Source organism: Sphingobacterium sp. KH_072, assembly GCF_057837975.1.
Genome location: NZ_CM174457.1, coordinates 1,750,635 through 1,764,566 on the forward strand (window position 1 = coordinate 1,750,635; position 13,932 = coordinate 1,764,566).

The 13,932-nt window shown below is 42.3% G+C and carries 13 protein-coding genes and 1 pseudogene; 10 read left to right on the forward strand and 4 right to left on the reverse strand.

Going from position 1 to position 13,932, the window contains the following annotated elements; genetic code table 11:
- Nucleotides 1-15: 15 nt before the first annotated feature.
- From AC3IRT_RS08215 to AC3IRT_RS08230, 4 genes are all read right to left on the reverse strand, one after another.
- Nucleotides 16-846, reverse strand: coding sequence for a nucleotidyl transferase AbiEii/AbiGii toxin family protein (locus AC3IRT_RS08215; RefSeq protein ID WP_489395906.1), 831 nt, complete (start codon nucleotides 844-846; stop codon nucleotides 16-18).
- The gene (locus tag AC3IRT_RS08220) at nucleotides 827-1,828 is read right to left on the reverse strand and encodes a type IV toxin-antitoxin system AbiEi family antitoxin (protein WP_489395907.1); all 1,002 of its coding nucleotides are present in this window, start codon (nucleotides 1,826-1,828) and stop codon (nucleotides 827-829) included. The genes AC3IRT_RS08215 and AC3IRT_RS08220 overlap by 20 nt, the downstream gene beginning before the upstream one ends.
- A gap of 547 nt (nucleotides 1,829-2,375) precedes the next feature.
- Entirely contained in the window at nucleotides 2,376-4,061 is a 1,686-nt protein-coding gene (locus AC3IRT_RS08225; RefSeq protein ID WP_489395908.1) for a RagB/SusD family nutrient uptake outer membrane protein, read from the reverse strand.
- Between the two features lie 17 nt (nucleotides 4,062-4,078).
- The gene (locus tag AC3IRT_RS08230) at nucleotides 4,079-7,069 is read right to left on the reverse strand and encodes a SusC/RagA family TonB-linked outer membrane protein (RefSeq protein WP_489395909.1); all 2,991 of its coding nucleotides are present in this window, start codon (nucleotides 7,067-7,069) and stop codon (nucleotides 4,079-4,081) included.
- Between the two features lie 398 nt (nucleotides 7,070-7,467).
- On the opposite strand from AC3IRT_RS08230, the gene AC3IRT_RS08235 reads away from it, so the two are divergent.
- From AC3IRT_RS08235 to AC3IRT_RS08280, 10 genes and pseudogenes are all read left to right on the forward strand, one after another.
- Nucleotides 7,468-7,752 carry an SDR family NAD(P)-dependent oxidoreductase gene (locus tag AC3IRT_RS08235; protein ID WP_489395910.1) on the forward strand — a complete coding sequence of 95 codons (285 nt, stop codon included), beginning with the start codon at nucleotides 7,468-7,470 and terminating at the stop codon, nucleotides 7,750-7,752.
- Between the two features lie 690 nt (nucleotides 7,753-8,442).
- Entirely contained in the window at nucleotides 8,443-8,721 is a 279-nt protein-coding gene (locus AC3IRT_RS08240) for a transposase (RefSeq protein ID WP_489395911.1), read from the forward strand.
- Nucleotides 8,722-8,858: 137 nt separating this feature from the next.
- Nucleotides 8,859-9,011 carry an IS3 family transposase gene (locus AC3IRT_RS08245; protein WP_489396118.1) on the forward strand — a complete coding sequence of 51 codons (153 nt, stop codon included), beginning with the start codon at nucleotides 8,859-8,861 and terminating at the stop codon, nucleotides 9,009-9,011.
- A 23-nt stretch (nucleotides 9,012-9,034) separates the two neighbouring features.
- Nucleotides 9,035-9,238, forward strand: a pseudogene (locus AC3IRT_RS08250) (transposase); the annotation flags it as partial.
- A complete protein-coding gene (locus tag AC3IRT_RS08255) occupies nucleotides 9,151-10,197 on the forward strand; it encodes an IS3 family transposase (protein WP_489395111.1) in 1,047 nt (348 codons plus the stop codon). The pseudogene AC3IRT_RS08250 and the gene AC3IRT_RS08255, both read left to right, overlap by 88 nt.
- A 42-nt stretch (nucleotides 10,198-10,239) precedes the next feature.
- Entirely contained in the window at nucleotides 10,240-10,716 is a 477-nt protein-coding gene (locus AC3IRT_RS08260; RefSeq protein WP_489395912.1) for a transposase, read from the forward strand.
- Nucleotides 10,703-10,825, forward strand: a complete 123-nt coding sequence (locus AC3IRT_RS08265) for an integrase core domain-containing protein (RefSeq protein ID WP_489395913.1) — start codon at nucleotides 10,703-10,705, stop codon at nucleotides 10,823-10,825. Before AC3IRT_RS08260 ends, AC3IRT_RS08265 begins: the two co-directional genes overlap by 14 nt.
- Before the next feature lie 412 nt (nucleotides 10,826-11,237).
- Complete coding sequence (gene istA / locus AC3IRT_RS08270; RefSeq protein WP_489393026.1) at nucleotides 11,238-12,767, forward strand: IS21 family transposase; 1,530 nt, start codon at nucleotides 11,238-11,240, stop codon at nucleotides 12,765-12,767.
- Nucleotides 12,768-12,786: 19 nt separating this feature from the next.
- Complete coding sequence (gene istB, locus AC3IRT_RS08275) at nucleotides 12,787-13,536, forward strand: IS21-like element helper ATPase IstB (protein WP_489393027.1); 750 nt, start codon at nucleotides 12,787-12,789, stop codon at nucleotides 13,534-13,536.
- A 45-nt stretch (nucleotides 13,537-13,581) separates the two neighbouring features.
- Entirely contained in the window at nucleotides 13,582-13,905 is a 324-nt protein-coding gene (locus tag AC3IRT_RS08280; protein ID WP_489395914.1) for a hypothetical protein, read from the forward strand.
- The last annotated feature ends 27 nt before the right edge of the window (nucleotides 13,906-13,932 follow it).

Here is a 13,932-nt window from a genome sequence, read left to right on the forward strand (position 1 = left end):
TTTTGTATCCAGTTTTCAATCTATAAGGTTCTTTAACATTGCATCCAATATAGCTGCCACATTTTCTACATCCTTCCCACTTTCATTAACCATGTTCCTTATCAGGGCGCTTTTTTCCATTTGCTCTAACTGACCCGAAATGATTCCCTTTAGACGCAAGTGAAGTTTTTCATTGTCGTTGATCATCTTTTTTATCTCGCGAGCTATTACCGCTGCGGAAATCTCTTCCAAGGTAATATCTTGGTCCTCTACACCAAAGAGATCAGCATGATGGTTATAGATCAGGTCGCTCTGGAGATTAAAATAATGGTCTACTATATTGATGATATCCCTTGCGTCCTTGAAGCGCAATTCCGGTCTATCGTCATAGGCTATAAACTTGAGTAATACAATAGCTGGTAGTGTTGCTATCTTGAACTGATGACCGGTATCTAGGATAACGTCCTCGGTGCCCATGCTATATACCTCTTGGAAACCATTAACCTTAATACTCGTCAACCCCTGTCCCTCGAACTTTATTTCCTCATCGATTTCGATACCGCCAAATGGCAAAAGGTCGATTTGTAATCCTGTAGGCGAAATGATGACAAAAGCATTGGTAGCACTTTCGGTGTATCCTTTTTTGATAAGATCATCCCTGACCTTTTTGTAATCTTCTTTGCTGCCTATCATTACAGCGAAGTCTACATCCTTTGTAGTACGGAATTTTTCATCTCCTTTGGCATACCAGATATTTCGCGCTATCGCACCAATCATATAAAAATCGATAGCATTTTCTTTAAATGTATCCTCCAGTGCATCAAATATCTCTTTGAGCTCTCCCTTCTTAATATTCTCCAAATTCATTTTTCAAATGTTTTTCGTAAATCATTCCTGCCGTTTCTATACACCTCGGATCTCCGGTTAGCAAAAGGTCGGCATATACCAATAACTCTGGAGCATAAGGGTTTACATCAGCTTCCTCATCTTTCCAGAATTTATCATACACCCTAATCTCTCCGTTAGAACTAGGGATCAGCTTCCACTTTACCATTGCCTGATTTCTTTTTTCCACCGTATAAATAGTCAAAATCTGAGGCTTGAGGTATGCGGTCAACCATTCTCCAGCAGGTTCGCCGCCCCACACTGTTTTTCCGGCTTCTATCAGATCGTTATCAAGTACCTCTAAGGGGTGTCCTGTCTGCAATTTGAAATTGCCTAAATGCAGGCTAGGCTTCAGTGTTTCTCCGTAACCGGCAATCCATCTATCCAATAAGGCTCTTTTGTTCTGTAGTATTCGTCTTTTCTTTCCAACCTGTAGGACATAGCCAGCTTCATCTAGCCCGCTGATAACATTTTTTATATTGCCCAAGGCTACGCCTGTGGCATTGGCAAGCATCCGTTGTGGCATGTTGATTGCCTCTTCATGCAGCATCAGATAAAAGACCATTTTTAGCCCTGTCTTTGTAAATGCACGGTTTGTGACAGGCTTTTCCTGCTCTATGTGTTTGAAACCATCCAGCAATATAGTATGATGTTTTGTCCTGATATATGCATTGCCCGCACCATCAAGGTAATTGATATTCTCTTTACGCAGCTTTTCTTTTATCATAGGGAATATCCTCACAGCAATTAACAAAAGCGGATTATGCTTGTGATTATGATAGATCAGTTTTGGCAACTGGTATTCTCTGAGCTCTTTTTTAAGCTCTATGGTAAAATTTAGCCTATCATCATTGATATAGAGGTCCACTGTTCCATCCAGATCCATACCTATTTGTTTGTAATCCCATTTAAAGCCGGTATTCTCTTCGAGTTTTGTTAATGCACAGATAATTTGCTCTTCCATGTTCAATAATATTTAAGTTCACGATACGTGAACGTTCAAATATAATGAACAAAAATTATAATTCCAAGTTTCTATATTTTTTAATCACAGCTTCAATTGAATAAGCTGATGTTGCAATAATATATTCCTCTATCATCTGTCTTCCTGAGTGACCTCCCCCCAAAAAACAGGACCTTTTAAAAGTAGAGAATTCGGGATCAAATTTAAATTATAAAATGGTGAGGTTACTTTATGATTTTTGAACTTAATACATATCATTAAAGTATAGATTTTTAAAACGCTGTCTCACAAAACGTACATTTAAACATTTCGAGTTGTGATCTTGTAAATTAAAAAACGCCTGAAGTTGAGAACCTCAGGCGTTTTTACCAAACCAATTATTAACCTACTAAATGTGTGCAAAGTCAGTGCCAATTATTTGGTTTTTAAATTAGGAAGCTTAAAGACACTGATTTGTCTCAAAAAACGAACAAATTTCTGGCCTATTAAAAACAAAAGCCTCGGATCATCGAGGCTTTTGTGCATACTGTTGATTTCAATTTAATAATTAATAACCTGGGTTTTGCTCCAAACTATTGTTGCCAGATATGGCTTCGGTCGGCACCGGAAAGCGGTGCAAATGCTTGGAATTGGATGGTTGGTGATCCCACCATGCTTCCGTGACAAAAGCATCCCATCGAATCAGATCTGTTCTTCTTCGGCCTTCACCCAAGAATTCAATGCTCCATTCGTCTAGGAATCGATATTTGTCAAGATTGGCTACCGTTACCGGATCAGGATCTGGACCGCCGCCGAAATTCCTCTGGCGTACCGTATTAATCAATGCTGCGGCACCCGCTATATCACCGGTTCGCCATTTACATTCTGCTAGCATGTAATACACCTCCGACAATCGAATAGCTGGATTATCCGCTCCCCAGCGCAGCGTATTTTCTGCCAATGTCGGGATCGGAACTTTTACCAAGCGCACGCCGGTATTTTCTTCCCCGTTAGCCATTGTAGATGGCAGATCGGAAATAGACGCGTATCGTTTACCGAGACCTACCTCAGAGAAACGACCTACCTGATCTCGAAAGATCAATGGTTGATCGCGGTATTCTTCGCCACCGTTAATAGCGCCACCAGTGCGAGTACGATGGGGCCCATTGATAAACATGCCCTCATACGTGCCATTTCCCAAATACCGATACGGTCTCTTCCGAAGGTCTGTACTGGCAAATTTTTCGAAGGGTGATCCTAATTTAAATGCGTTGGTGTACAACGTACTATCTGGCCGACGAGAAGGGGTTAGATGCGCACCATTATTCGCTCCCATATCCTGATCAAAAAACTGCCGGGAGTTATAGTGATAAAAGTCGGCATAAAACCAGTCGTACTGCAACTTATTGAACTCCGAAGGGATAGACCAAATGATCTCAGGTGATTGATTGTTGCTAAATCCATGTGGACCATACCAGTTCTGATCTAATGCATACGTACCATGCTGTTGATCTACGATGGCTTGGCAAAGCTGCATACATTCCTGGTACATTGCCTTATCGATATAGGCTTCTGCATTAAAATAAAGCCTGGCCAACATCGTAGCGGCTGCTGCTGCTTTCAGTTCACCCTGCTCTGCTGCGCCAGCTTCCTTTTTGGGAAGCAACGGAATAGCTCCTTGTAATATTGATTCTATATGTGCGAATAATTCGACATCTGTATTCCGAGGTAAACTTTCTCCTTCTAGGGTGGTGAATATCGGCATACCGCCAAAATAATCTAGTCCTCGCAAGTAAAAAAACGCGGCTAATGTATTGAGCTGATTTAAATGTGCTTGTTTGTCCTCTTCGGTCAAAGCAAAACGCGTGTAGTCTAATTTTTCTAGATCTGTTTTGGCGTCAAGAGCGAGTGCTACGCCCATTAATGTACCACGCCAACTGCCCCATATCCAGCCTTCATCCTGCGTCCATCGATGATAATGATAACGCTCATTTTCACCGCCATTATACCAATGTCTACCTTTGGTTGTAATTGCAAAATTATCTGCCGTATATTCTTGTAGTCGCCAGCGATCTTCGCCTAGGTACCAGCGGGCATGCGTAAATGGGCGGTTGAGAGCGGCGAGAATATCTTTTTCGCTTTGGAAGAAAGTTTCTGGCGTAACTTGGCTGTAGAATTCTTGATTTAGCTTGGTACATCCTATCATCAGGCTACTCAAACTCAAGATTCCCAATACTATATTTTTCGTTTTCATCTGTAAGTTGCTTTTGGTTAAAAATTAGCTTGTAAGCCGAACATAAAGGTTCTAGTTTTTGGATAGGCATTGCGCTCTTCAAATCCAGGTTCCAATCCGTTGATATTTACCTCAGGATCTAATCCACTGTATTTAGTAAATACAAATAGATCTCGACCCGATGCATAGAGGCGCAAATTGCTTAGCGGCTTAATCCAATCTTTTTTAAAGGTGTATCCTAGGCTGATGACGTCTATTTTTAAGAAATCACCCTTTTCTAACCAGTAGTCGCTCAATTCTTTTTCGCCAACAATACCCTGATGTTCTTCAAAAGCAGTGCGTAATACATTTTGTCCGCGCACATTAGGTAAGCTGTAATACATGTTAATCATGTTGAACACATCGTACCCCAACCAACTGCGCATGTATACACCGGCATCCCAGTTTTTATAAGCAATGGTATGATTCCATGAAAGTTGTACCCGCGGTATACCATTGCCGGTAAATCGTTTGTCGGCCAGCGTCTTGTTGCGCTCGGTTACATCAAAAGCTTCTCCGTTTTGATCGTATAACATCCACTGTCCATCATCGGTGAAACCAGCATGCTGCCAGATGAAGAATCGACCGATATCTTCTCCCGGAAACAGTCTTACTGCATTACCTGGAGATCCGGGAGCAGGAAATCCTTTGCGATCGGCAAACGTCTGACTTCCCCAAAGTGAATTTAAACGACTGCGATTATGAGCAGCTACAAAGGTGGTGGTGTAGTTCCAATCGGCATTATTGACGACATTATAATTCAACTCAAACTCTATCCCTTGGTTTTGCATATCGCCGATATTCATCTGTGTACGATCGTGAATAGCTGGCGGTTGCGATACGCTAATGTCATAGATCATATCGTCGATGAAACGTTTATAATAGTCTACCCGGCCAGTCAATTTGTTATTTAGGATCGTGAAATCTAGACCTATATTATACTCCTTCTTCACCTCCCAGCGGATATCTCTATTTTGATTATGCATCACACCATACGTTCTGTTCCAGTTGCCCGCAAACAACCACCAAGTATCCGCGCCATACATACGTCTGGCGGTATTGGCACTGAAACCCTCATTTCCAGTTTCTCCGTATCCTGCGCGTAGTTTTAGGTCTTGGATAAATCCGACATCTTTCATAAATGCCTCTTCAGAGATACGCCATGCGCCGGATATACCGGCAAATGTTCCCCACTGATTTGCAGGATCAAATTTGGACGAGCCTTCGTGACGTACCGTTGCCGTGGCGATATATCGGTTGTCAAAGGAATAATTTACTCGACCAAAAAATGCTGCTAGTTTTACCCAGGGGTTTTTGAATGAACCCATGCCAGCACGGCCATCCGGTAGAAATGTGCCAGTTCCAAGATCATGTTCTCGGATACCATCTACCGGGAAATTGGAGTTATTAGCATTAAATCCCTGCCCATTAAAATCCTGATAACTATATCCTGCTACGGCATTAAGATGATGTCTTTCCCAGCGATTATCGTATGCCACTGACCATTCGAAAATGCGGTCTTCCCAACGGCGATAATCTTGGCTAGCATAGCCATCAATGCCATTCAATCGAGATTCTCGATGTTGTGCAGAACGATAAAAGCGACCGTGCTCACTGTTACTTTTGATACCTACAGTAGCCGTGGTAGAGAGATGGTCTGTAATATTGATTTTCAGCGCACTATTGGCAAGCAAATATCTATATTGTCGCTGATCGCTTCGCAGTGCAACCTCTGCTAGAGGATTCCAATAGTCGTATCCACCAACAAGCACATTGTATCCAGTCACATCGGAAGCATTGTAAGGTGTCTCAGTGGGATTAAGTACCAAAGCCATATTAAATATGTCATTGTTTGTGAAGTCTGCGTCTACCTGATTGTAGCTCACCTGAGTACTCAGCTCGGCTCTACCGTCAAAAAATTTGAAGTTTGAATTGATCCTTCCGCCCAATTCACCGCGCTCAGATCCCATCGCGATGGCTTCTGCTTTTCTTTTAAAGAAGGTGGTATAGATATTAGCATTTTCTGAACCGCCTGATATGTTGACCACCTGACGATTCGAGAAGGGATTTTGATTCATTACTTCGTTGTACCAGTCGGTGCGATGACCCAAATCCTCGCCAAGACCATATTGCACGAATTCATCTCCGGTCAGCACTTCAGGGCGTCTTCGAACACGTTCTGTAAAGTATTCGGAAGTAAATGTGACATTCGTTTTTCCGATCTGAGGTCTTTTGGTAGTGATCAAAATAACACCACCGGAAGCTCGGGTTCCATAGATCGCTGCAGCAGATGCATCGCGTAGCACGTTGATAGATTCAATGTCTTCCCGAACTACGGAATTGATATCTCCTCCAGGTACGCCATCAATCACAACTAATGGTCCTTGTGAAGCGTTGATAGAATTCACGCCGCGAAGCTGTAAAGATAGCCCGGCATTAGGATCCGTTCCATTGGTAGAAGCTACTGTAAGTCCGGGAACTTTTCCTTGAATAGCGATGAGTGGGGACACCGCGCCTGCAATAAGGTCCTTCTGTTTTATAACAGATACCGGACTGGTTAGATCCCTGCGATCTAATGATCCATAGCCCACCACGACTACCTCATCCAAACTGTTGGAATCCTCTACCATTTTAATGGTGATCGCCGATTGATTTCCGACGATTACTTCTCTGGATTGATAACCCATGTAAGTGATGAGCAATACAGCTTCTGGATTGGGTACATTGATTTCAAAAAAGCCATCGACGTTTGTCGTAACTGTTGTGCTGGAACCTTTTAGTTTTACAGTCGCGCCAGAGAGGTTTTCGGTTCCGTCAGAATTTGTGATTTGACCAGTAATGGTTTTTTGTTGAGTTGATTGGACAACATGTGTTAGTGTAGATCTTGCAGAAGCCTCTAATGGGTGAGAAACTGTGATTGCAAATAGACACATGAATGCCACTTTTGACGCCCCAAAAAGGCGGCAATTCGATACAAGTTTACGATTCATAGGTTTATATTTATTAGTTAACCTAAGGTAGGAAAAAGCTGATTAATGTGCTTGACTTTATAGAAAGATTTAGTTCAATTTGTTTCATGTAAACTGATAGCAATTGTAAACATGTGCTATATAAAAAATGCGTAAAGTAACAGATTTAACCGTAACCTCCTCAAAAGATCTACAAGTATAACCTGGATTATACCTATTAAAAATTTAAAAAGAACGTATCTCACAAGACGAATTATTTTCCTTTTTACACTCAAGCGGACAGAGTATAATATAGCTGCTGGAGAGTTGTTTCAACGACCCATATATCAACCGATATTCAAACACAATTTACCGACTTTCGCACACAAATGCTACACTAAGCTTTATAACCTTTGTATAGAAGTTAAATACGATTTGTAATGGAATATACAATAATCACAGGGGCTTCGGGCGGTATCGACGAAGCCTTGGCACATCAACTTGCGCAAAGGAAGCACAAACTAATACTCGTAGCGTGGAATGAAAATAAATTGAGTACTTTGTGCAAAGCACTTACAGTTGATCACCAGATCAGTGTGATCTTTATTGTTGCTTATCTCTCTGAACCAGAGGCTGTTCAAGGACTGTGTAACGAAATACACTTGAAGGGTTTAACAATCAGCATGCTAGTTAACAACGCAGGCATGGTAGCCTTACCTGTTTAAATATCGGCGGAACCTACCGATTTTATCTATCTAATGTAAAAACCAGTAATAGAGACAACAAATACGAAGAAAATGGCCGCGCCAAGCAAATCAGTATTTATTTCATCATGCATTTTACAAGGGCGCATAGCAAAAGGGGTAATTGAATGTCCGAATAGAAGATCTTTTGTCTTTTAAGTGCAATGACTAACAGTAAGCAAACTATTTGATAATGAATTATTTGCAATCGATGTTCAGCATTGCTAAATATTTACTGTAACCTGTTTGTACCCTCACCCCTATTATTTACAATCTACTTAAATTCACAATAGATCACCAAATATTGATACGTCGGAACTCTTATTGACACTCCCTAATCGAGATGTTGAGATAGTTGTGTTCCTTAGTTTTTTATACTGTAGCGATCAAACGATGGTTAGTCTTTTGAGCGCCAAGAATTGAAACAGTCCTAATTACTAATAATGAAGCATTTACAAACTACAATGAGACTTAATCGAACATTTACTGTAACCTATTTGTAACCTCGCTCCTATCCTATCCTATCGAAGTTCGATTTATAAGATTGAAGTTATAGATTTAGACTATGAGACTCTTTAGTCGCACCTGTTGGTAAAGCGAAAAATATTCGTTTCTCTATAATACTACCCAAATACTGGACAACTGTATAAATGTTTAAATTAGCAGTTGAGAATGAAAAGAGAACGCAGAAAATTTAGTGCAAGTTTTAAGGCGAAAGTTGCCATAGAAGCAATCAAAGAACAGCAGACAATCCAAGAACTGGCGTCGAAGTACGAGCTGCACCCTACGCAGATCAATACGTGGAAACGGGAGTTTCTGTACAATGCAGAATCGGTTTTTACGGCTGAGAAATCTTTATTAAAGGATGATTCCAAAGAGAAGGAGCTTTATTCGAAGATCGGTGAACTCCAGATACAAGTCGATTTCTTAAAAAAAGTATTGGGCAAATGAGTTTGAACGAGAAGCGCGGACTTGTTTGCCCCTCTTATAAGAAGATGAGCGTTTATCAGCAATGCAAAGTGATTGAGCTGCCCCGTAGTAGTTATTATTTTAAGGGTAAAGGAGAGTCTCCATTCAATCTACAACTTATGAATCGCATAGACCGTAAGTTCTTGGATTGCCCCTTCTATGGCGTTGATCGAATGACGGACTACCTGCGGCAGGATCTTGGGTACTTTGTCGGGCACAAGCGTGTTCGAAGGCTGTATGGAGTTGCTACCTTTAGTGCGAGACAGATTTAATCAGTAATTTTAAATTTGATGATATGCATAGAAAATTTGATGATTCGTTTAAGATAATGGCTGTTGAGCTGAGTATTGTGAAAGGCTCAGTTTCGGAAGTGGCCAAGGAGCTGGATATCGATCCCAGTTTGCTCAGTAAATGGCGCAGGAACCCACGTTTCAATGGCAACAAAGTTCTTCCGGACAACCCCAAGATAAGCCCCCAGGAGCAGGAGTTGAGGGTTTTGCGCAAAAAACTAAAAGATGCGGAGCTAGAGCGCGACATCTTAAAAAAGGCCATCGCCATCTTCTCCAAGGGAGACGGTCCATATACCGGTTCATAGCAGCGAATCGAGAGGTATATTCCGTAGAGAAGATGTGCGATGTATTTAGTGTTAGCGCTAGTTGTTTTTACCGCTGGTTGGTTTCTCCAGAGTCCCCTGGTGAACAGCGGGTTAAAATACTTGTTGAGAAAATACAAAAAATACACAAGGAGAGTGATTGTATATATGGCAGCCCAAGAATAACAGCTGAACTGCATAAAGCTGGAGACCCGGTTTCCAGATCCTATGTAGCAAGGTTGATGAAGAAACATGGTATACGCAGTAAAGTGAAAAAGAAGTATAAGGTGACAACAGATTCCAGCCATGGCTATCGGATAGCTGAAAATCTCCTCCAAAGAGATTTTTCAGCGGATACCCTGTCGCAAAAGTGGGTCGGCGATATCACCTATATCCATACCAGCAAGGGCTGGCTTTATTTGACAACCGTTATTGATCTGGCGGACAGAAAAGTGATCGGGTGGTCTTTGAGCACCGATATGACAGCTGAAAACACCTCGGTAGCCGCCATGAACATGGCTGTTGGGAACAGAGCTCCCAAGAATGGACTGATCTTTCACTCCGACAGAGGGGTTCAGTATGCCTGTGACGAATTTAAATCGATACTCAGGGATAATAATATAACCCAGAGTATGAGTAGGAAGGCAAACTGTTGGGATAATGCGGTGGCTGAGAGCTTCTTCAAATCACTAAAAGCTGAAATGGTCTACCACAGAAGATTTATTGATCAGCAGTCCGCTAAATTAGAGGTATTCGGATATATTGAAGGCTTTTACAATACCAGAAGAACACATTCGGCATTAGGGTATAAAACACCTAAGCAAATGGAAGAAATGCTGCTGAACAAAGAAAAACTAGCAGCGTAAAAAAAGTCTCTCATTTTTAGTTGCAGTTCCATGTATAAGCTCATGAACCTAAAGACTATACATCCTAAACAGAACCTTAGTAAAGCCTGTAAGGCGGATTATAAATTTCCTTATCTGCTCAGGAATTTAAAAATAGGACGAGTTAATCAGGTATGGCAGGCAGATATCACCTACATTCCTATGTTCAGGGGTTTCATGTATATGTTCGCCATCATCGACGTTTACAGTAGAAAGATAATGGGTTGGGATGTGTCCAATACCATGAACGCAGAATGGTGCCGGGATGTGCTGGCAAATACCATGCAGAACTACAGTAAGCCCGAAATATTTAACACGGATCAGGGCTCGCAGTTTACCTCGGAAGTTTTTGTGAAACTCCTTAAAGAAAATGAGGTAAAAATATCTATGGATGGCAAAGGCAGAGCTTTGGACAATATATACATCGAAAGGTTTTGGGGGTTCGCTCAAAAGGGAGAAAATATATCTAAATCCGCCAAATGGCGGAGTGGATCTCTATAGACAGCTCAAGGATTATATCATTTTCTACAACACCGAAAGAAGACACAAATCAATTGGGCGGATAACTCCCGATGAAATGTTCAATCAGCAAATCAAAAATGTATCGTAATTATATCTTAGTTTAGTAAAAATATTGTCCAACAAATAGGTAGTATCATAGTTTATTGTCTACTACCTTTGCTCCCATTTCGCTCGCAATTTTAACCAACCACTCGGAATCAAAAGTGTAGAAAAAGGCAAATTTTTGTCGGGATAAATGCATTTAGTATAATGTTACATATTCTTTTCTTTAGGCGTGAAATCATATTTAGCCTTAAATTGTTCAATGAAGTGCGACGCATTGGAGATTTCGCTGAAACTGACCACCCGATTTCGGTTTAAACTGACCACCTATTCCGCTTGAAATTGACCACCCGATTTCGGGGGAAATTGACCAGTTCGAATAATGCGTGAATGCTATAGCGGCCAGCCTACTTTTGATGGATATATAATCCATCGAAATGGCCAATTCCACTATAAGCATGAGCAAGATCAGACAGATACTCAGAATGTATTCCCAAGGGCGTAGCAAGCTTTCCATCGCTACCCATACTGGTGTTTCCCGTAATACGGTCAAAGTTTATTTAAGGGCCTTCAGTTCCAGCGGCTGTAGTTTTGAGCAGATTGATTCACTTAACGATAAGGAACTGGATGATTTCTTTGGCAAGAGCCGTGAACAAGCTCCCAATAACCGGTTAATATCGCTTCAACGTTGTTTTCCCCGCATTGACCGTGAACTAAAGCGGACCGGGGTCAGTCGTATGATGCTATGGGAGGCCTATATGAAGGAGTTTCCGGATGGCTTCCAATATACCCAGTTCTGTTTCTACTACAACCAGTGGAAGAACAGGGTGAACCCCGTGATGCACTTGGACCATAAAGCGGGCGATAAACTTTTTATCGATTTTGCGGGACAGAAACTCGCCATCGTAGACAAGAATACGGGCGAGGTAACCCAGGTGGAGGTCTTCGTTGCCATCTTGGCCGCCAGCCAGCTCACCTATGTTGAAGCGGTCATGAGCCAACAGAAAGAGGACTTTATCTCGGCCTGCGAGAACACGCTCCATTATCTTGGCGGTGTTCCGGCAGCCATCGTACCTGATAACCTCAGGGCAGCGGTTACCAAGAGCAACCGCTACGAGCCTACCCTAAACGATACCTTTGCCGATTTCGCAGACCACTATGGAACAACGATCCTGCCGGCCAGGGCATACCGCCCAAGGGATAAGGCACTGGTGGAGGGAGCGGTAAAGATAGCCTATAGCCGCATCTATGCCCCGTTGAACAAAAAGGTATTCCATTCGCTGTCCGAGCTCAATTCGGCCATACTGGAGGCGCTGGAATCCCATAACACACAACTTTTGAAAGGTCGCAACTACAGCAGGAGGCTGCAGTTCGAAGAGATCGAAAAAGAGGCACTGAATCCTCTTCCGGTACTGCGCTATGCCTTCAAAAAGCAACACTATGCCACCGTTATGAAGAACGGGCACGTGAACCTAGGAGTGGACAAACATTATTACAGCGTACCATTCCGCTTTATCGGTAAAAAGGTCAAGATAATGTACAGCAGCTCAAATGTGGAGGTATTCTATCATTATGAACGCATCGCCATGCACAAGCGGATGAAAAGCCCCTACAACTATACCACCGACAGGGAGCATATGGCCACCACCCATAGGTTCGTTACTGATTGGACACCAGAGCGTTTTCTGGAATGGGCCACCAGCATCCATGACGACGTGAGGCTCTATATCTTAAAGGTACTGGAGCGCAAGCAACATCCAGAGCAGGCCTACAGATCATGCGTGGGTATCCTTGGCTTTGCCAAAAAAGCCGGCAACGAACGTTTGATCAATGCCTGTAGAAGGGCGCTGGGCTTTGGTATCTACTCCTATAAGACCATACAGATGATATTGGAGAAGAATATGGACCAGTACCCCGAAAGCCTCTTTGCCGATGAACTCCCTATGCCCAGCCATGACAATATCCGTGGCGAAGACTATTACCAATAACCCTTAAAATAGATAAAAAATGAACACGAGCACACTTGACAAATTACAGAAACTGAAGTTCTACGGCATGTTCCATGCCTTTAAGAGCAGCATCGAAACCGGACAGACCGACCAGTACACCTCCGATGAGCTATTGGCGCACCTTATCGATTCCGAATGGGATTACCGCCAGAACCGGCGGATCGAACGCCAGATACTGTATGCCAGATTCCGTTATAAAGCTTCCATAGAGGAGCTCCACTACCATGTGGATCGGAGCATTGATAGAAACCAGGTGATGAGGTTGGCAGACTGTACTTTTATCGACAGGTTTGAAAACCTGCTCATTACCGGAAGTACGGGGATCGGAAAAAGCTACCTTGCCTCGGCAATCGGACATCAGGCATGTATGCTGGGCTACAGGGTATTATATGCCAGTACGCCAAAGCTTTTTGCCAAACTGAAAATGGCCAAGGCCGATGGCTCCTATATCAAAGAGGTTGCAAAAATTGAAAAACAGCAGCTATTGATCCTAGATGATTTCGGCATACAGCCCTTCGATGCCCAGAGCAGGGCGGCTTTGATGGAGATCATCGAGGATCGCCATTCAAAGACCTCACTTATCATTACCTCACAGCTGCCGGTAAGCAAATGGCATGAAGTGATCGGTGAAAAAACCATTGCTGACGCAATATTGGATAGGATTGTTCATGATGCACACCGTATTGAACTCAAGGGAGAATCAATGCGAAAGAAAAGGATGCCTGTGCAAGAAAATAGCTTCCAATAAAACACAACTTTTAAATCACTACTTTTGTTAACGCCTCTATAGCATTTGCAACGTTCGTTCGCCAGCGAATTAGGTGGTCAATTTGCCACGGAATTACATGGTCAGTTTCTCCGAAATCTACAGGCTAGCTACAGATCCAATATGAATGAGTGGCGAAATTCTAAAGATAACATGGATCTCTCAGAAGATGTCTATAATACCATCAAATTGCAATACGATGCGGGAATAAAGACATATTTGGACTTAATGACAGCAGAAACAGACTTGAAGACCAGTCAAATAAATTATTTAAATGCCCTTTATGCAGTACTTGCTAGCAAGCTGGATATACAAAGAGCATTAGGCACAGTAGATATAGCAAGAAACTAAAAGACCAAATCAAACACGTTATATAGT